This is a genomic window from Anaeromassilibacillus sp. An200 (assembly GCF_002160025.1).
GTDB classification, from domain to species: domain Bacteria; phylum Bacillota; class Clostridia; order Oscillospirales; family Acutalibacteraceae; genus Caccousia; species Caccousia stercoris.
Genome location: NZ_NFJU01000046.1, coordinates 1 through 17,884, shown reverse-complemented (window position 1 = coordinate 17,884; position 17,884 = coordinate 1). Strand labels below are relative to the sequence as shown.

19 protein-coding genes and 2 pseudogenes are annotated in these 17,884 nt (G+C 48.5%); 8 read left to right on the top strand and 13 right to left on the bottom strand.

The window, feature by feature from the left end; translation table 11 throughout:
* From B5F35_RS19335 to B5F35_RS15450, 8 genes and pseudogenes are all read right to left on the bottom strand, one after another.
* Nucleotides 1-265 (bottom strand): annotated as a pseudogene (locus tag B5F35_RS19335) (helix-turn-helix domain-containing protein); the annotation flags it as partial.
* Nucleotides 266-487: 222 nt separating this feature from the next.
* Nucleotides 488-679: pseudogene (locus B5F35_RS15485) on the bottom strand (tyrosine-type recombinase/integrase); the annotation flags it as partial.
* A 111-nt stretch (nt 680-790) separates the two neighbouring features.
* Nucleotides 791-2,461, bottom strand: coding sequence for a DUF4368 domain-containing protein (locus B5F35_RS15480; protein WP_524535725.1), 1,671 nt, complete (start codon nt 2,459-2,461; stop codon nt 791-793).
* 77 nt (nt 2,462-2,538) lie between these two features.
* Entirely contained in the window at nt 2,539-2,844 is a 306-nt protein-coding gene (locus B5F35_RS15475) for a hypothetical protein (RefSeq protein ID WP_040212687.1), read from the bottom strand.
* A gap of 19 nt (nt 2,845-2,863) precedes the next feature.
* The gene (locus tag B5F35_RS15470) at nt 2,864-4,129 is read right to left on the bottom strand and encodes a plasmid recombination protein (protein WP_087242489.1); all 1,266 of its coding nucleotides are present in this window, start codon (nt 4,127-4,129) and stop codon (nt 2,864-2,866) included.
* Between the two features lie 336 nt (nt 4,130-4,465).
* Complete coding sequence (locus tag B5F35_RS15460; RefSeq protein ID WP_040212682.1) at nt 4,466-4,687, bottom strand: LLM class flavin-dependent oxidoreductase; 222 nt, start codon at nt 4,685-4,687, stop codon at nt 4,466-4,468.
* 423 nt (nt 4,688-5,110) lie between these two features.
* Nucleotides 5,111-6,406, bottom strand: a complete 1,296-nt coding sequence (locus B5F35_RS15455) for a DNA primase family protein (protein WP_087242487.1) — start codon at nt 6,404-6,406, stop codon at nt 5,111-5,113.
* Nucleotides 6,399-6,995 (bottom strand): CHC2 zinc finger domain-containing protein, encoded by a 597-nt coding sequence (locus B5F35_RS15450; RefSeq protein WP_087242486.1) that lies wholly within the window; start codon nt 6,993-6,995, stop codon nt 6,399-6,401. Before B5F35_RS15450 ends, B5F35_RS15455 begins: the two co-directional genes overlap by 8 nt.
* Nucleotides 6,996-7,168: 173 nt before the next feature.
* On the opposite strand from B5F35_RS15450, the gene B5F35_RS15445 reads away from it, so the two are divergent.
* Together B5F35_RS15445 and B5F35_RS15440 are read left to right on the top strand one after the other, a co-directional pair.
* A complete protein-coding gene (locus B5F35_RS15445) occupies nt 7,169-8,284 on the top strand; it encodes a DUF6076 domain-containing protein (protein ID WP_087242485.1) in 1,116 nt (371 codons plus the stop codon).
* A 32-nt stretch (nt 8,285-8,316) separates the two neighbouring features.
* Entirely contained in the window at nt 8,317-9,507 is a 1,191-nt protein-coding gene (locus tag B5F35_RS15440; protein ID WP_087242484.1) for a sigma-70 family RNA polymerase sigma factor, read from the top strand.
* Nucleotides 9,508-9,523: 16 nt separating this feature from the next.
* Here the strand turns inward: B5F35_RS15440 and B5F35_RS15435 are convergent, their stop codons facing one another.
* From B5F35_RS15435 to B5F35_RS15425, 3 genes are all read right to left on the bottom strand, one after another.
* The gene (locus B5F35_RS15435; RefSeq protein WP_242969558.1) at nt 9,524-10,594 is read right to left on the bottom strand and encodes an ADP-ribosylglycohydrolase family protein; all 1,071 of its coding nucleotides are present in this window, start codon (nt 10,592-10,594) and stop codon (nt 9,524-9,526) included.
* A gap of 41 nt (nt 10,595-10,635) precedes the next feature.
* Nucleotides 10,636-10,971 (bottom strand): FliG C-terminal domain-containing protein, encoded by a 336-nt coding sequence (locus tag B5F35_RS15430; protein ID WP_162611453.1) that lies wholly within the window; start codon nt 10,969-10,971, stop codon nt 10,636-10,638.
* A gap of 98 nt (nt 10,972-11,069) precedes the next feature.
* Nucleotides 11,070-11,498 (bottom strand): hypothetical protein, encoded by a 429-nt coding sequence (locus tag B5F35_RS15425; protein ID WP_087242482.1) that lies wholly within the window; start codon nt 11,496-11,498, stop codon nt 11,070-11,072.
* A 239-nt stretch (nt 11,499-11,737) separates the two neighbouring features.
* Between B5F35_RS15425 and B5F35_RS15420 the strand changes: the two genes are divergently transcribed.
* A complete protein-coding gene (locus tag B5F35_RS15420; RefSeq protein WP_162611452.1) occupies nt 11,738-12,478 on the top strand; it encodes a FliG C-terminal domain-containing protein in 741 nt (246 codons plus the stop codon).
* Nucleotides 12,471-12,989 carry a hypothetical protein gene (locus B5F35_RS15415; protein WP_087242480.1) on the top strand — a complete coding sequence of 173 codons (519 nt, stop codon included), beginning with the start codon at nt 12,471-12,473 and terminating at the stop codon, nt 12,987-12,989. The genes B5F35_RS15420 and B5F35_RS15415 overlap by 8 nt, the downstream gene beginning before the upstream one ends.
* 106 nt (nt 12,990-13,095) lie before the next feature.
* Here B5F35_RS15415 and B5F35_RS15410 read toward each other — a convergent pair whose 3' ends face one another.
* Nucleotides 13,096-14,370: an MBL fold metallo-hydrolase gene (locus B5F35_RS15410; protein WP_087242479.1), complete on the bottom strand. Its 1,275-nt coding sequence runs from the start codon at nt 14,368-14,370 to the stop codon at nt 13,096-13,098.
* Nucleotides 14,367-15,185 (bottom strand): hypothetical protein, encoded by an 819-nt coding sequence (locus B5F35_RS15405; protein WP_087242478.1) that lies wholly within the window; start codon nt 15,183-15,185, stop codon nt 14,367-14,369. The genes B5F35_RS15410 and B5F35_RS15405 overlap by 4 nt, the downstream gene beginning before the upstream one ends.
* 174 nt (nt 15,186-15,359) lie before the next feature.
* Here B5F35_RS15405 and B5F35_RS15400 point away from each other — a divergent pair, with 174 nt between their 5' ends.
* From B5F35_RS15400 to B5F35_RS15385, 4 genes are all read left to right on the top strand, one after another.
* Nucleotides 15,360-15,713, top strand: a complete 354-nt coding sequence (locus B5F35_RS15400; RefSeq protein ID WP_087242477.1) for a hypothetical protein — start codon at nt 15,360-15,362, stop codon at nt 15,711-15,713.
* A 150-nt stretch (nt 15,714-15,863) separates the two neighbouring features.
* Complete coding sequence (locus tag B5F35_RS15395; RefSeq protein ID WP_087242476.1) at nt 15,864-16,139, top strand: hypothetical protein; 276 nt, start codon at nt 15,864-15,866, stop codon at nt 16,137-16,139.
* A 389-nt stretch (nt 16,140-16,528) separates the two neighbouring features.
* Entirely contained in the window at nt 16,529-17,350 is an 822-nt protein-coding gene (locus tag B5F35_RS15390) for a ParA family protein (protein ID WP_087242475.1), read from the top strand.
* Nucleotides 17,307-17,884: ParB/RepB/Spo0J family partition protein (locus B5F35_RS15385; protein ID WP_242969557.1), on the top strand; the 578-nt coding region annotated here is incomplete at its 3' end. The genes B5F35_RS15390 and B5F35_RS15385, both read left to right, overlap by 44 nt.

The following is a 17,884-nucleotide window of genomic DNA, read 5'->3' as shown; positions in this document are numbered from 1 at the left end:
CCTTGGTGGTATAGTCCCACTCCTCCGGCAGGGAGAGCATGAGGGAGAGAAGGCCCTTCGCTTTCAACGAGAGCGACTTGTCCCGCAGGTGATGGTTGGACATCACCGTGTAATCGCGGGTTTTCTCAATGCGGAATACCGCCATGTTGGATACCTCCTTCCGTTGATTTTGAAAAGTGTTCGTTTCGGCGGGTTTGCGCCCCCATATCGCCGCCCGGCCTCCCATGAGGGAAAGGATATGGGCGGCTGCGTTTGTGCCACCCACAGGCGAAAAAACAGGGGATTTCCCACCCTAAAACACACACTGGATTTTGGGGATAGAAAAAGGGCGGCTGTTAAAAAACAGCCGCCCAAAAGGGGGTCTAATACAAGTTATTTGCTATCCGGCAAGCCCGGAAACTGTTGATATTACGGGATTTTTTGAAAAGTTCTGTATCGCCATTCGTACCAGAATTTTCAGCCCTGAGCTTCACGGTTCAGGGCTTTTCTATTGCCCAATGGTCTGTACTCCCGTGTTCTCCGGGTAGAACGCCAGGATCGCATTCGCAGAAGAAACCTTGCTGCTGTAATCCAGATGGGTGTAGATGTTGGAAGTCGTTCCAATATCACTGTGCCCCAGCCATTCCTGGATTTCCTTCAAGCTGACGCCATTTGCGTAAAGCAGGCTGGCGCAGCTGTGCCCTTACGGTATAATTACGACAAACCGGAAAAGCCCCGTAAAATCAAGGCTTAATAGTGATAAGGTACTATTTAGCTTTGCGAGGGGCAGAGAACGGTGTGACCGCAATGGTCACGCCGTTTTTCTGCGTCCAGGGGTAGATTTCGCAACAACAGGCTCGGAAATCACAGGAATCTCTACATCATCCACGAAGTTGAAATAGATTTTTACCTTCTGTACCCGCTTGCCGCTGGATTTGTCCGGTGGAAACACCTCAATTTTCTTGATATACTCATTGACTATCGTAGGTGTCAATTCCGGCACATCCACATACTTCTGTGTCAAGGCTACAAAGGCATCCACATCTGCACTCATGGTTTCCTGTGTTTCCAGCCATTCTTCTGTCACTTCGATTTCGAGTTTTAACCGCTCCTGTTCTGCCTCGTAATCGGCGGTCATTTTCTTGTACCGCTCCTTACTCAGATCGCCCAGGACGAAATCCTCATAGAGTCGGGACAGAAGAACATCCAGGTCAGTCAGCCGCTTCCTGGCCTGCTCCACTCGCTTCCGATCTTCACGGATGCTGCGTTCCTGATCGGAACGGCGGCATTGCAGCCATTCTTCCTGAAAATCTTCCACATCCTGCCGGATATAGGCATTGACCGCACGGATGCGTTCCAACACCAGTTCTCGAAGTACATCTTCCCGGATATAGTGTGCAGAACAGGTGCCTCGGCCGCTTTTGTAGCTGGAGCATACATAATGGTCTTGCTTGCCGTCAAAGCTCTTGCAGGTAGCAAAGTGCAGCTTATTCCCGCAATCAGGACAGAACAGAAGCCCAGAAAACAATCCCTGCCGTTCCGCTTTTGTGGGACGGCGTTTGTTTTTTCGCAACTCCTGCACCCTGTCCCACTGAGCCTGAGAAACGATTGCTTCCTGCGTATCAGGGAAGATACACATATCTTCGATGGCATTGGGAATCCGCTTCTTCAGCTTATAGGACTTGGAATAGGTCTTGAAATTGCAGGTACAGCCGGTGTACTCCATCCGTTCCAGAATACCCGCAACCGATTGACCAATCCAATGGTAAGGGCGCTCCGGCATTTTCTTACGCTTTTTTGGGTCAGGATGGTCTTCCGACTGTTTGGCATACAGCGCCTTGGTAGTCAACACCTTATCCTTCTCCAGTATACGGGCAATCTGTTCCGGCCCCTTGCCGTCAATGGCCAAGTCAAAGATGCGCTTGACTACTGGGGCGGCATCCTCGTCAATGATCCAATGGTCTTTATCGGCAGGGTCAGTGCGATAACCATAGGGCGGTTTTCCCAGATGCTTTCCGCTGGTGCCTTTCTGCCGGAATACGACTCGGACTTTTTTGCTGGTGTCCCGTGGATACCATTCGTTGAACAAATTACGGATAGCGGCAAAGCCGTCGCTGTCGCCCCGCTCACTGTCCACACCATCATTGACGGCGATAAAACGCACATCGTAGCTGGGAAAAATGATGTCCGTGTACTGTCCAACGGTCAGGTAATCTCGGCCAAACCTACTAAGATCCTTGACCAGCCAGCAACCGACAAGCCCCTGCTTAACCAGTGCAAAGCCTTCCTGCACGCCGGGGCGGTCAAAATTGGTTCCCGTATATCCGTCATCCACCAGAATTTTCAGGTTGGTGTAGCCATGCTCGGCTGCGTACCGGGTTAAAAACTCTTTTTGATTCTGTATCGAATTTGATTCTCCATCCAGTGCATCCTCATTGCTGAGGCGGCAGTACAGGATGGTGATTTTCTGCTGATCCAACATAGCGTCCTCCTTTACGGTTGGGTCAGCTGACAGAATCGGTGTGCATGGTGATATTGTAGCATGAATTTGAGTCTGTGTCATGAACAAAGCGCCTCCTTATCCGAGAAAATGAGCCGTTTTACCTTGTGGGTAAGCGGCTCATTTCCGTCACATACAGTCTCCAGCAGATACCAGGTATTTCCGATTTTTCGTTCTACCGTACCTGTAAAAGGATTCATTAGGTTTTCCCAGCGTTTCCGGCATTCTTCCAGAAAATCAATCGGCGGTTCAAAAATCGGGTCAAAGCAGGATTCAATATCGATTTCAGCACAAGCGTTAATCAGCTTTTCCGAAGGAGAATCATCGAGCATCAGCTTATTGAGTTTTGTTGTCAGATTGGTCATAAGCAAAAATTCCTTTCTGTTAAAGTTCCATATCTTGCGATTTGCGGCGGGAAGGTTGATCGTGCTGCCTTGTTTGCCGGGTCCGGGTTAAAATGGCGTCAATAAAAGCCCGCACCTTTTCGGGTGCGAGCTTGATAGCTTCCAGATAGGGCTGTGCCTGTTCTTTCAGCGACTCATATCGCTGTTTCCAGACAGCGGCACTTTTTTGTGCGCTTTGCAGTTTTTCTTCCAAACGGCTGTTTTCCGCCTTGGCAAGAATCCCATTGACCGCATAATCCTTGAGCATACTGCACTCGGATGGGGTCAGAGTGATATTGCCGGTAATCGTCTTTTTCCCCAGGGAGCGGATTTCCTGTACGGTCATGGCGGCAGTGCGCTGTTCTTTTGTTTGCTTTTGCAGGGATTGCAGCTCCTTCTGCTTTTTCTCAACAGCAGCCTGTGCGGTGTCCAGTGCCTGCTCCGTCTGAGCGATTTGGGCGGTCACATCTTCCAGCCGCTGCTGCTCCTGTGCCACCTTGAACTGGGTCACAGTCAGATGTTCTTCAGTGCTGCCACGCTCTCCACGCTCCACATCGGTATATCCGGCAGCTTTCATATAGTTGAAGAAATCGTCTTGCAGGACACTGTACGATGTCCGCAGAACTTTCTTGCCCTTGGAGGTCAGAAGCGGATTGCCCTGTTCATCCAGAGCAACTTTGGATTCCCACTTTTTACTGCGGCTGACCTGCATAATGGTCTCCTTGACTGTACCTACAAGGGACTTATCCTTGCACCGCTTCGACCAGAGAATCTGTTTTTCCACCACCGGGACATAGACCACATGAAGGTGGTAGTGATACACATCCTGCCCCAGAGCTTCCGACATGGCTCGGTTGCGCTCATCGGCATGCATGACGGCAGAGAGGATATACTGCTCACCGCCCACGATCTCTACGGCAGCTTTGTATGCGTCGGTGTAGAATTGCTTGGCATATTCATATCCGCCGTGATTGTGAAAGTAAGCGGAGTTCACATCAAAAATCAGTTCCCCATATTTCACCGCATCGGCTTTCAGACCACGGGTGGAAATGACACCATCGGCAATCATCTGATCGAACATAGCGGCATAGCTGTCGGTGGGAGCCTTGAAGTGGATATTCCGGTAGGTTTGGGTAGTATCAATATCCTGGTTGGAGTAGCTGTCCTTTTCCCGTTCGTTATGCTCCTGCACCTTCGCCACATCACCAAGGGTGGGCAAGTCCTGGTTACGGGCAAAGGTGCGGTCGATTCCGTCGTTTCTGGCCATACAAATCAGCTCCTTTCTGTTGTGCGGCAGACGGCTGGGGGACGGGGATGCACTTCCTGCGGGAAGTGTAATAACCCACTATGACACTTTCATCCCGAAGGGCTGCAAAGTGCCGTGGGCTCTCCGAGGGGGAATTGCGGTCATTGCGATGACCGCTGCTGAACTGCCCGGAAACCGTCTGCATCGCTTCCTGTTGTTCAGCCTGGACAGCCGATGTTTTGCGAAACATCAGCCATCCGGCGGCAGCGAAAAATCGAATGTTTTCGCCACCTGTCCACAGCAATACTGCGGTATTGCCATGGGGACGGGAGATACGGATAACAGGAACGGCGGACATCATTTGTCCCTCCGCTTCTGCCATACGAGGTCATAGCCAAGGGCATCGGCAAGCTGTACCGCCTCTACATACCGCAGAGACTCCCGCTGGAGCTTGTTGGACAGGTTTGAAACGCTGTCGCTCCAGCCGTAATCCTCGGAAAGCCGGTCAACGACTTCCTGCATCGTGTAGCCGGAACGCACAATGTACGACTTGACTTCATTTCGCAAATTGGATTTCATAAAAAATACCTCATTCTTTCGTAAAGTTAGTTTGCCGTGGAGAACACACGCTGCACGGTACAGTTAATCTTAATTACTTCTCAAAAATCGCTCAGAACTGCGTTTGTGAAGAACTGTCCGCAACAGTACCCCATCGACTTTGCCATTAGGTGGGCTTGCAAACGAAACCGTGAAAATAGCCACCTTCCCGCATACCACCATCACCATTCTGTAAATCACCGAATAATGATTTGTGTTCTGATTATGGTAGTGTTTTTCACTGTTTGCACAACCATTGATTGGGAAGTGCGGATTTTAGAGCGCCCTCTGAGCCGAACAATAAAAAATGAACTTCTATTTTTTGCGTTCGTGTGTTCCTTCGTTCCACAGGCTGCACCCGATTAGGAACGCATGAACGCACGAACAGAAGGTTTTGAAGTTTCATTACAACTCCATAGGCGAGAGCAGAATATAAATGCCCATATATCCCCGGCACCGTTTTCCGCCGCCGATGTGTAGATTGCTGACCGGCTCCAAATGGTAGCGTTCAGCATTCTGGCTAAGCTGGTTTGCGAAGCTCTTTGGGGATAGTGGGTTTTCTGCGTTGTCCTCACACCACCGCTTATAGGCTGCATACAGATTTTTGGTGCTGGCTTCATAATCGGCCTTGAATGCCACATAACCCTCAGAATCGAGAAAGTCCAGAATGTTATTGGCATCCCGAACAGCGGAAGTGATATTGTCCTTGGCTCTCTGGCTGATGGTAAAGTGATAGCGATTGGCGATCAGCCGCCGCAGCCCCTCCAGCATCCAGAGGAAGATTCCCTCTTTTTCGGCAATCAGTTTTTCAGCAAGAAACGGGTCATCGAACCGATCCGCAGGCTTGTCTTTGGTGGTCAGAATGATCTGGCGGCGAAAGAAACCGTCGCTGCGGTCGTGAAGTGCAGTCAATGCCCCGTTGCCGAAGCATAGGAAGCGTACATAAAGCAGCCCTTGATAGCTCTGCTCTTTCTTCCGTTCCAAATCCATCCGCAGTTCTGCGGTCACGATAGATTTGACATAGTTGGTTTTGGTCAAGGCGTTCATGTCCAGATCATCGTCCACCATCAGCAGCTTACCCTCCAGATCGGCTCTGGCAAACCGATTAGTTTCTACCTTCTGAATGGAAGTGGTGTTCATGTTGAGCCCGAAAATGGCGTTCATCACCACACCGATCCGGCTTTTGCCCTCGCCTCCCTTGCCGATCAGCATGAGCATTTTCTGGCCCTTGGTGGAGGGGATTAGACAATAGCCCAGATACTCCTGCAAGGCGGGAATATCCTCCGGTTCCAACAGTTCTGAAAGGAAGTGCAGCCAGTGTTCCGGTGCAGGAGCATCTGCCCGATAAGACACCGGCAGGCGGTTACCGCAATACTCTTTTTCCTCTGTGAATGTACCGTCCAGAAAATAAGTGCCATTAGCCACATGGATACGGTCACATTGCAGGGGCAGAGGGTCTGCATATGCCGCCAGCTTCAACGCTTTGATTATCTGCTCCACCGTCTGTGCAACCTTGGCATGAAGCCAGGGCGAGATTTCCTCATAAATCGTGCGCTTCAATTTGCTCTCATCGGGCAATGGGCCATCCACAGTATAAAAGCGGTCGTTGATACAGCGCATGGAATGCTGGGACAGGAAATCCCGGCAGTATTCCGGTTCGACGATTTTCCCCTTATCATCAATCCAAACAGGGTTATTCATGGTATCGCTCCTCTCTCAGGCGGGTCTGTAATTTGCAGATGTATCCGTTTGCCGTTAGTTCACTCACGACTTCGCCTCGTTCATAGGAATCGCCTTGCAGCAGAATGTCCAGCTGATACTCTGCCCAGGGCAGACGGTGGCAGGCTTCCACAAACCGCTCGTCCAACACATCTTCCGGCGCTTGCGGTGCATATTGCCTTTCCCAATCCAGGAGCAACCGCCGATACTGGTTCAAAACAGAAAAGCACAGCTGCTCGTTCTCACGAAGCTGCTGTGCTTTGGTTTTGTGCTTTAATTTTTGGCGAATTGCTTCCGGCAAGGGCTTGTCCAGTGCAAGGTGAAAGTCCGATGCCAGTTTTCGGGCCGCATCATACAGCCGAAGGTCAAACAGTTTGGCGGTCAGGTCGATCACATCCCCATGCTCCCCACAGGCAAAACAGTGGTAGTGGTCATCCGATATATACAGGCTCGGATGACGGTCATTATGGAACGGACACAGTGCCATACCATAGTGATTGACGTCAATTCCATACGTTTGCGCTGCTTCCTGTGTGTTAATATTGGCTTTCACTACTTCAAACAGATTCATACATATTCCCTCCATTTCCTTTTTGATGGGGCAGTTTTCTCACCCCTCTGTATAGGTTATGGGGAAAACCGAAAAAAACAGGCTAATGGCATGACAAGGCATTTTCAAAAAACATGACAAGAATTTAATTGTGTGCTATTATAAAAATAAAAAAACATGACAGGAGGGAGAAGATGGATCAGATCATCAACCATGCGGTTTTGTCGCTGGATTTCTGGCAGGACACCGTGAACTATGAGGGGTGTACCATGCCCACAGGAACCATTGGTTGCGAGGTGCTGAACATCCCGGACAGTACCATTGAAAAACTGGATACTCCCTGCAATGTGCTGAACCAGCTGCTTCAGGGGATGAACACCGGTTCCGTGGATATGGAGCTGCTGCCGCAGGTGCAGCAGGCCGCTGGCGAGATCATCTCCTTTTTGCAGGCGACACCACCGTTCTCCCGCCTGAATCGGAGCTATTTTGAACAAAAACTTGCAGCCATCTTTTCCGAAGAATATATGGAGGACGCAAAAGCCTATTTGCAGCTTACGCAGCAGGAGCAGCTGATTTGTGCATTGACTGGTCAGCATAGCAAGGCAACCATGCTCGTCCGAATAGCGCAGGTGCTGGGGCATTTGAGCTATTCTCTGGGGCAATACAAGGAGGCTCTGACGAAATTTGCAGAGCGCTTGAATGAGCCAGATTATGACCGTACTCCGGACGGTTATGCTGCAATATTCGGACAGTTCTTCAAAGGTGAGCCAACTCTGTCGCTGGATAACCCGGCCTGGATGACCCTAACCAATGCTTCGGTGCAGTATGTATCCGCCGTTCGGCCTGGAAAGACGGAGCCACAGTTGGTCAAGCGGATGCACTATGTCTCCTTTGTGGGAATGTTCCGTTCCGATCTGTTTGAGGGGCTTTGTGTGGGCCATGCACCTAAGAAATGCCCCATCTGCGGTAGATGGTTTCTTACCATTGATGCACGGCATACCAAATACTGCGGTGGTCTGGCCCCCGGCGACCAGCGGGGACGGACTTGCCGACAAATCGGCAATCTGAGAGGCCGGGAGCAGCGGGAGCTTGCAGACGATCACCCCATCAAGGCCATTTATACCCGCCGGATGAACACCATCCTGCAAAGCACCCGCCGTGGAAAGCTGGATGAAGAAACGGCAGCAGCTATGAAAAAGCTGGCAAAAGATAAGATGCTCCGTGCACTCTCTGATCAGCGCTATGCCAGCACTGTCTATGAGCAGGAAATGACCCAAGATGCACTTTTGAAGGCCGTACAAAAGAAATAAGTAGCAAAATATCAGAAAGGTGGTGAGGGAAAATGGATACAGCGTGGACATGGGAGCTGTCCGGCTACTGTGCCAAATACAGCTTTCTGACGGAACCCAAGGGCTTGACCATGCGGGAAGTGGAACGCATCTTTCAGCTTGACCCCGAACCGCCTGTCCATGAAAATCTGAATGATTATATCATTAAGGCTGTGCAGAGCCGTAATTTGCGCTGGTTTTCCTTTTTCCTGCACCACTATGAAAATCGGCTTAATAGTCGTGTTCGCCGTTTCCTGCTGCGGGAAGGGCTGGATCGCTATGACCCGGAACACTTTTTGGACTACAAAATGGAATGTGTGCTTGCCATGTTGGACTGTCTCCGGGAATACGATCCCGCACAAGGGGCAGATTTCCTGACCTATGCCTACCATTTTATCGGGAACGCCCTTTTGACCTGCCGGATGCAGGAAGAGGCCGGTTCCTTTGAAAATGTGGATGAGTACAAAGCTGTGCGCGGGATTGCTTGGCTCTATAATCAATCCGGTCAGTCTGAACAGGCGGCGATCCAAAAATATGCCCAGAAAAACGGCTGTGCCGAGGAAACCGCAGCAAAGTTTTTGGCATTGGCCAAGCAAAATCGCAGCCGTGTTCCGTTTTATCAGACCATTCAGGATGAGGACAGCGAAGAAACCGGCGAGGATGTCAGCCGGGATGACCATTGGGACTATGCGGAGATTCTATGGAACGGCATCCAGGCGGAAGCTGTCCGAGAAGCGTTTGAAAAGCTGAATTACCGGGAGCAGATACTTTTGGAAAAGAGAAACGCCATCTGTATGACCTGTGGTAGGGTCAGTCCCATCAGCACCCGGTTGACCTTTGAAGAACTGGCAGTCCTCTTTGAGGGCAGCACAGCCAGTGGTGCAGAACGGGCCTATCGTAAAGCCGTGGAGCATTTGGCCTGTCTGCTGACAGAAGCCGGAGTGCTTCACATGATCCGGCTGAAACGCAAATCTCAGACCAAACGCAAAAAGAAAATCGCCGCCGCTGTCTACCTGTATCAGGTGGACAACGACGGCGAGTGGGGCGAGATTTCGTTTGATTTTGAAGCCAACATCGCAGAGATTGTGCGACTGGCGGAATGGGATACAACGGTAAGCAAGAAATTTGCAAAGGAAATCATCCAATCTCTGCTTTCTCCAAAAAAAGTTTCATTTGTAAACGACAATACGGTTGTGATTTCTTGATGGGATCGGTGTGTACTTACAAGTTACTATTTTTACCAGGTGATTTCTCCAGCTGCGTATTGCGATAGAGTTGGTCAGCAAACTCCAGAATGGTTTCTTTTAACTCCAATGATTGCAGGTACTGATTGGGCAACTGCTTCAGTCCAAGGGAGGCTCCCAGCAAATTTCCTGTCACTGCACCGGTGGAATCGCTATCTCCGTTGTGGTTGACCGCTGCACAGAGTGCTTTTCCGAAGTTGTACCGATAGCGGATGGCGCAGTAGACCGCAATGGCCAGCGTTTCTTCTGCCACCCAACCCTCACCCAAAGAAGCTATGGCGATTGTATCGTCAATTTTTTCGTTTGCAAGCAAAATTGCCCGCTCTACCAGTTCCTCCAACACTGCATATTCTTGTGGCGCAAAGGAAAATTTCTTTTTTGCCCACACCAGTCCACTACGAATTGTCTCGACCAGCTCTGTTTTTTCGCCATGAGATAGCCTCGAAATGCACCAGGCTAAAATTCCCGCCGGAAGATACCCCAGAACATGACCATGCGTTTGTGCGGCAACAGTTGCAGCCAGTGTTCCGGCTGTATCAGGCTTGGCAAAGAAAAGACCAATGGGTGCCACACGCATCACTCCGCCACAACCCTTGCTTTGATTGATGGCGTTAGTAATAGAACCAACCCGCCCGGATTCAAGGGCATCCAGGCAGGTGTTACCCGGTGCCCGTCTTTGGTACAGTTCCGGCAAAGAAAGAAGCTGGGATGTGTGAATCTTATTTGGTGAAAATGGTTTCGTTTGGGTAATCAACCAGTCCTGATAACTGGCGGAAATACACGATGGGCAGGATAAAATAGGGTCACTCTGCTGGCATGTACGCAGTAAACCCTCGGCAGTGAACAGTGTCATTTGGGTGTCGTCGGAAATCAATGCCATCCCATCTGTACATTCATAATCTCGAATACCATCTGCGCCATAGCGTGCCCGGATTTCCTCCAACGTCAGAAATTCCACCGTATAGCCAAGCGCATCCCCAGCAGCCCCTCCTACGAGACAGCCTCGATACCGATCCCGCATACTTTTTTCATAGATAAATATCTGCATTGATCAGACCTTCCTTTCGTATGTCCGGACATGATACCATCCTATACTGGCGTAATCCATCCCCGTTCTATAAGCACCTGTTTGCGCTGCTGCAAAATGGTTCTTTGTGCCATCTCTATATCCTTTGTGTTAGCAGAACCGGAAAATTGGCTGCACATCGCTTGGAGTGTCTGTACTCGCTCCGGTGTCACCAGCTGTAAAATGCGTTCTTTTACAGCTGAGCTTGCCCCTGTTAACGCCAAAGCCAGTGTTTCATCTTGGATTTGAGAAAACAGTATTGCGGCATATGGTTTTGAAAATCCTGCCAGCTGGTCAAATTGAGGAACATGGGAAACAGCCCGCTCGTTCCCTAAAGAAATTTGATGATTGCAGCACATAAAAAGAATACCTCCTCTGAAAGTGCAGCCTATGACAAGCTCAGAACTCCGCATTACACGATAAAAGCAAAAGGTGGGATGAAGCCATGCCGCCTTGATTACCCTTTGCGAATCAGAGCGTGATCCAAAATCTGATAGGGCATACTGCCGACCTCGGAAAAATCGTGGCTGACATCATAGGCGTAACCGGTAGCCCACTGTTCGCCCATTTGTGCTCTTTCGTCCTCCCACTCCTCTGGATAGTCCATATCTACAGCCAACATGGTTACAAGCAGTCCCCAAACTGTTTCATTGTAGACAGCGTAGTAGACATGAGCGTGGTATTCCGCTTCGATTTTCTCAACGGCACGGCTTACCTTTGCCTCCTGACTGATTTCGTAATGCAGTACTGCGTTGTCTGCCACTTTGCGAGCAAAGTATCGTTTTCCGGTTTTGTAGCCTTCCACAACGGCTGGATCAAGTCCCTGACCGTGTAAAAGCTCCAATCGGCACATAGCCTCGTTTCTGATTTTATCGTTGTAATCCATAAAAAACTCCTTTCCGTTACTCATACGGTTCACTGATGGTTGGCTATAGTCAGTATAGCATCCGAATATCTGGAATAACGACAATAGTTTGTCATGGTAATTTGCACGACTTCTGCGATGCAAATAGTCTGGGGTGCTTATGAATATTAAAACGACATACTGTTGTCTTTATTGTTGATTGTATATATGCTACGATACAGTCAAACACATTCGTTAGTGAAAAAAGGAGCGTTATGGTTATGCAAATTACACTGGATGCAGGGTATTTATCATCACGGCTGTTATGCAGTCAGGAAGCGAAGCTGGAGTGTATGGAAACCGTCAAACAGTTATGGACACTCAACCAACTCGTCCGTAAAGAGGGGGTGATGGCTATGAGTGAGTTTGCAGATGTGGTGGATGACTCGTTCCTGAGTGCTGCAATGCACACCGCAACAGCCCATACAGAACACCTGGAAAGTATACTGTATGCCAGCCTGATTTCAGGTGATTATTACGGAAAAGACTTTTTGAAAAATCTTCTGATTGTATGTGGACTGCCTGCACTTTGTGAGGGGATTTCTTCCAAGGAATTGATTGCACGACTGCAAGGGTGGTTTGGTATGGACTTCCTTCCATTCTATCACAGTGAAATAGAGCAATTTTATATCAGGATGGCAAAACCTCAAAAACGAGAACAGTCCCTGATTTTGGAGTTTGATGCCTTTCTGACACTCCCGCAGGCCATTTTTGATGTCGTGTGTAATGCACTGGTATTGGGCGAAGGGATGGATTTACACGACCTGGCCCTTGCACTCAAAGGTGGTGGGGATGCTGTTTGCCAGCGATTTTACAAAAACCTTACTGGATATGGTCAAGCGGTACTGCAAGCCCACGGACAGTTCATGGAATATCCACGAAAAATAGATATAGAGACAGCACAAAGAAAAATCATCAGCGGGACACAGCATATCTGCCAGGAGGTTGAGAGAAATGAGTAAACGTAGCATTTCAAAGGTGAGTCGGATTCTTTCTGTCTATTACTTACTGCTTCAATGCGAAGAAGTGTCCTGGCAGGAGTTTGCCCCCCTGTCTCACTGTAAAAAGACTATACAGCGAGACATTGCACTGATTTGTCAAGCAGGTGCGGTCAGTGTTCGCTTTGATCGAGTTAGAAAAGCCTATGTGATGGAGGATAAGACATTGAAGGCACCTGTATGTGTGGAAAACAAGGCACAGGCAAGGCAGATTCAAAAATTGCACCGTTTGCTTCGTGCACTACAGGAAATGCCAGAGGAGGATTGCGACCTCTGGTATCGAAGTGCCTTCCCTGAAGTGTCCAACCGCACTATGCAGCGGGATTTTGCAGAGCTGAACAAGCTGGACTTTGAAATTCGCTATGAACGGGATCTTTTGGTGCTGGGGTATGACAGCGGGGAAGAGCACCCACCTGGACGGTATCTGTCAGACAGACCGGACTGCTTCTCATTGAGTACCATGCAGGAACTATAATGACATTATTTTGGATTTATAACATATCCCGGCAGAGCAATCTACACCTCTGCCGGGATATGTTATAATCTTCTGTTTTTTAATCGCTCAGGGGAAGTTTCAAAAATCAAAGCATATATCCAGTGTGTCCGTTCTGGATAGAAGGAACTACAATTTTTGCCTTCAACGCCTCGCTTATCGGCAATTTCTTTAACATTTCTGCATTTTCAGTGTGAATGGGGATAATTTGCTTTGTTGGATTGACTTCTGTGATAATATCAGCAATCAATTCTGCTGTGGCGTGACCACTGGTGTGCTTACAAACAGCGTGGTATTTGTGGCAAAATGCAGCCAGTTGGGGGTTATATGCCGAGCGTTTCGGGTCAAGATACCCCTCCCACATAGAGTAGAGCAGAACCGGGTTGCAATCCTGAAACTTTTTCAACCATACTTCATATCCCTCCCGCTCTTTTATAATACAAAGAAAACCAAATTTCCGCATATAGTCTTCTTGTGTTCCGCGAAATCCATTTTTATTCAGCTCTTTACCAAACTGAATGGGCCACACAGTGCTAAAGCGGTAAAAATCATCCTCCACACCCGCTGTTTCCGAAAAGGTCTTGAGCTGAGAAACAACATAGTGGTTAGCAAACATCTTTATTCTGTTTGCCTTTGCAGCATGATAAAAGCTGGCCAGTGTGTCCAGATTTGTGGAAGAGCAGAGCAGGAAAATGTGACGGCGTTTTTTGAAAAATATGGTAGCCCAGCTTTGAAGCTCTTGTTCGGTAAAAATGCGTTCGTTCATTCGACTGAGCATAGTACCCTCGATGATAAGGGTGTCTATTTTTCTTTGTCCATTCTGACATATCCGCTCACGAATGGTAGTAAGCGGATCTCCAGCTTTATTTTGCATGGAATGACCGTGTCCACGGAAATCTCCGGTATGCAAAATGGTTGTGTCATCGGTTTCAATCAGAAACATGAATGCCTCATAGGCGGAGTGGTCGACACGATATGGTGTGACCCGAATGTCGTGTGTGACAGTCACACTGACCCCATCCTGTAGTTCATGGAGTGTTTCTCCATGCAGAAGTGCCGCCATATTCTGATGATCCAGGGTTTGGTGAATATTCAACAGGATTTTCTTGGCGATACTGCCCAGATAGAGCGGGACATTGGGCAGAATGCGGTGCATTCTGCCCACATGGTCGCCGTGATAATGGGTGAAGAACACTCCATCAAAACAGGGCGTTCCTCTGGAAAGTCCTTCAATCTCAATCGGCTCATGCTCACTGCCTGGAAGATTTTCTCCAAAATCAATGGCAATTCTGCTGTGCGCTGTTTCGATGACAACCACGTTCCCGCCAATCTGGTCTGCGTGATAGGTAGTGATTTTTGTCATTCCGTGTCTCCCTGCAAATCTTGTGAAAAGAGTGGCACAAGAATATGGTTGTAACAAACAGATTCCTTCAGATCCTTCAGCACAGGGCAATCAATATTCTGGATAATCCATTTAAATGTGATATCTTGAATATCTGCCGTATTAGCACCGGACGGGGAAATGTAGATGATTTTAATGGCCTTTTCCCAGTCCTCTGGATTTGTGTTCTGAAGGATACACGCAATGGTGTGGAAATATTTTTCAGTTCCATGAATATAGTTTTTCTTTTGATATGCGTGCGTGTCTTCCACAAGTCTATCTCGAACGACCTCTGTACAGACAGCTTTACGGTGTATGCTGTTTTTTGTCAGCTTCTCACTGAGATAGCTCTTCAAAACGGTATAGGGATGTTCCTTTTCTGGCATGTATTTGATCTTTAAGATTCTACAGAGTAGATGCAACAAGTCGGTGCCCTTTTTAGGGTTATCTTTATCAATCCACTTTCTATATGTTTCAATTTGCGCTGATTCAAGGCTTCCCTGCGTGGTTTTCAGTTCCACAAACAGTACATTTTCCTTCGTCATTACCACATAGTCTACCTTTTTTCCACGGTTGTTATCTTCTTGTATTTCATTTCCTTTTGCGTATCCGATGGACATCTCTTTTGTAATCAGCGTTGCTTTCTGTCCTGTTGCAGCCTCGATGATCGCCGGAATATACGGGGTCAGGAGCATATCAAGAATAACCTCTGCCTTGATGTTGGGTGTGTAAAAATCCTGAATTGTGTGTGCTACAACCAGATTTTCAAAAGCAGACAGTTCTTTCAGTTTGTCCATGCTATGAACTCCTTTCACTTCTCACAGTAAAAATTTTCTATTTTATTATACCGTTTTACTCGACAAGATACAAGAAATTTCACTATGACAAACTGTATGTCCATGTGTGTGATTTCTGTGTGTTATACTATCTGCATAAACAATATGCCAAGCAATCAGAACGGAGGGTTTTATATGTGGGATTTGTTAGGGCTGTGTTTGATTATTGCAGTATTTGCTTTCATTTTTTGCTACAATGGGTGGCTGAAAGAACACTACGGTGTCTCGGCGTTTACACCAGGTCGTATGATTGTAGGGACAGTAGATACATTCATTTGGATACTGCTGTTTGATGCAGATTCTGTGTGGGAAGCACTTCCTGGCATAGCAGTGGCTGGGATTATTTTACTGCTCTTACTGGGTGTCAATTATCAGCAGGTGAAAAACAGACGACAGGCAGTCATTATGACGCTATGGCATCTGGTGTGCGGTTTGGCGATCATCATGGTTTGGTATGAATGTGGACGGAACAGAAAGAAACGGAAGTGAAGATATTTTCTGCCAACATACCACAAAACATTACTATTTTCACTTTGATATACTCATATATCAATACGACATACAGTTGTCTGTTTGTTAAAATGAGTTATGCTATACTTCTATTCGCACGAAAAACGAATTAAACATGGAGGGAATACTATGAAAGAGAATATGGAAGTTTTAATCATCAATCACGGCAAAACGACCAAAGTGTTGTTGAAAAATTATCCCGACCTTTATCAGCGTATCCAAACGGTGGAAAAATATTACAATGTGGACATCGTTGCCTGTACCTATCAACCAGCGGCAGGAAATCTTCTTACAATGAAGTACCAGCGTGCAGTGCAGAGCGTAGCGTTACAGCCAAAGGCCAAAAATTGTTGTAAATCACCGACAGGCGATGGACATCATACATTGCATCGCAAGGTATCCTGAACTTGTACATCTTGTAACCACACAAAAACTCCCGTCTGATTTCCACGGTGGAACCAGACGGGAGTTTCGTATGCACCCGAAATCCGTCAGCTAACAGATGATAAGTCATTTACTTCCTTATCACTGTTAAACCAAGGGTTTTGAGGTTTTCAGTTTGATTTTTTAATCCTTTTCCACACCTAAAAGTCATGCTGAAAAAAGTCGAATTATAGGGGGTGTTACATTAACGACAAATGAATAGCAGAAAGCTGTTCAAAACCTTTTGATTCCACAAACAACAGAATATTTGATTTAGGCGGAGCCGTCACTTTTTCAAGTGGCGGCTTTTGTCATTTCTTGAGCTTCTGTGCAAGCACATGACAACGCCAATCAGAACGGAGGTGACTGTTATGAACACGCAAATTATCGCCATCGCCAACCAGAAAGGCGGCGTTGGCAAAACAACGACCTGTGCCAATTTGGGGATTGGGCTGGCGCAAGCTGGGAAGAAAGTGCTGCTGATTGATGGGGACCCGCAAGGCAGCCTGACCATCAGCCTGGGAAACCCTCGGCCGGACAAGCTGCCCTTTACCCTGTCTGACGCGATGGGCCGTATCCTGATGGACGAGCCGCTGCGTCCTGGCGAGGGCATCCTGCACCACCCGGAGGGGGTTGACCTGATGCCCGCCGACATCCAGCTCTCCGGCATGGAGGTCTCCCTGGTGAATGCCATGAGCCGCGAGACCATCTTGCGGCAATACCTGGACACACTCAAGGGACAATACTCCCACATCCTGATTGACTGTCAGCCCTCCCTGGGTATGCTCACGGTCAATGCCCTGGCAGCCGCCAACAGGGTTATAATCCCCGTCCAGGCGGAGTATCTGCCCGCAAAGGGTCTGGAACAGCTGCTCCAGACCGTAAATAAGGTGAAGCGGCAGATCAACCCCAAGCTCCAGATTGACGGTATCCTGCTGACCATGGTGGACAATCGCACCAACTTTGCCAAAGAGATTGCCACCCTGCTGCGGGACACCTACGGCAGTAAAATCAAAGTTTTCGGCACCGAGATTCCCCCGTCTGTCAAGGCAAAGGAAGCCAGTGCTGAGGGCAAGAGCATCTTTGCCCACGACCCCAAAGGCAAGGTGGCCGAGGGGTACAAAAATCTGACCCAGGAGGTGATGAAACTTGAAAAGCAGCGCGAAAAAAGTAGAGCTGGCCTCGGTAGATGATCTGTTCTCCACCGAAGAAAGCCGTGCCGATGCCCAGCGGGAAAAGGTGCTGGAAATTCCACTGTCCGAGCTGCACCCGTTTAAGGATCACCCCTTCAAAGTCAAGGATGACGAGGCCATGATGGAGACCGCAGACAGTGTGCGGCAGTACGGTGTGCTAGTTCCGGCGATTGCCCGACCTGACCCGGAGGGCGGCTATGAGCTGGTAGCCGGACACAGGCGGCACCGAGCCAGTGAGCTTGCCGGGAAAGAGACCATGCCGGTCATTGTCCGGGATTTGGATGATGATGCCGCCACCATCATCATGGTGGACAGTAACCTCCAGCGGGAAAGCCTGCTCCCCAGCGAAAGGGCTTTTGCCTACAAGATGAAGCTGGAGGCCATGAAGCACCAAGGTTCCAGAACGGATTTAACTTCGGCCCAAGTTGGAGCTGTTGACAAAGTGGCCTCTGAAAATCAGCAATGGGAATTTGAGCAGAAAAAAAGACGCTCACTGGCGTCATTTCGTGTTCCATATCAACCGCTTCAGGTTCA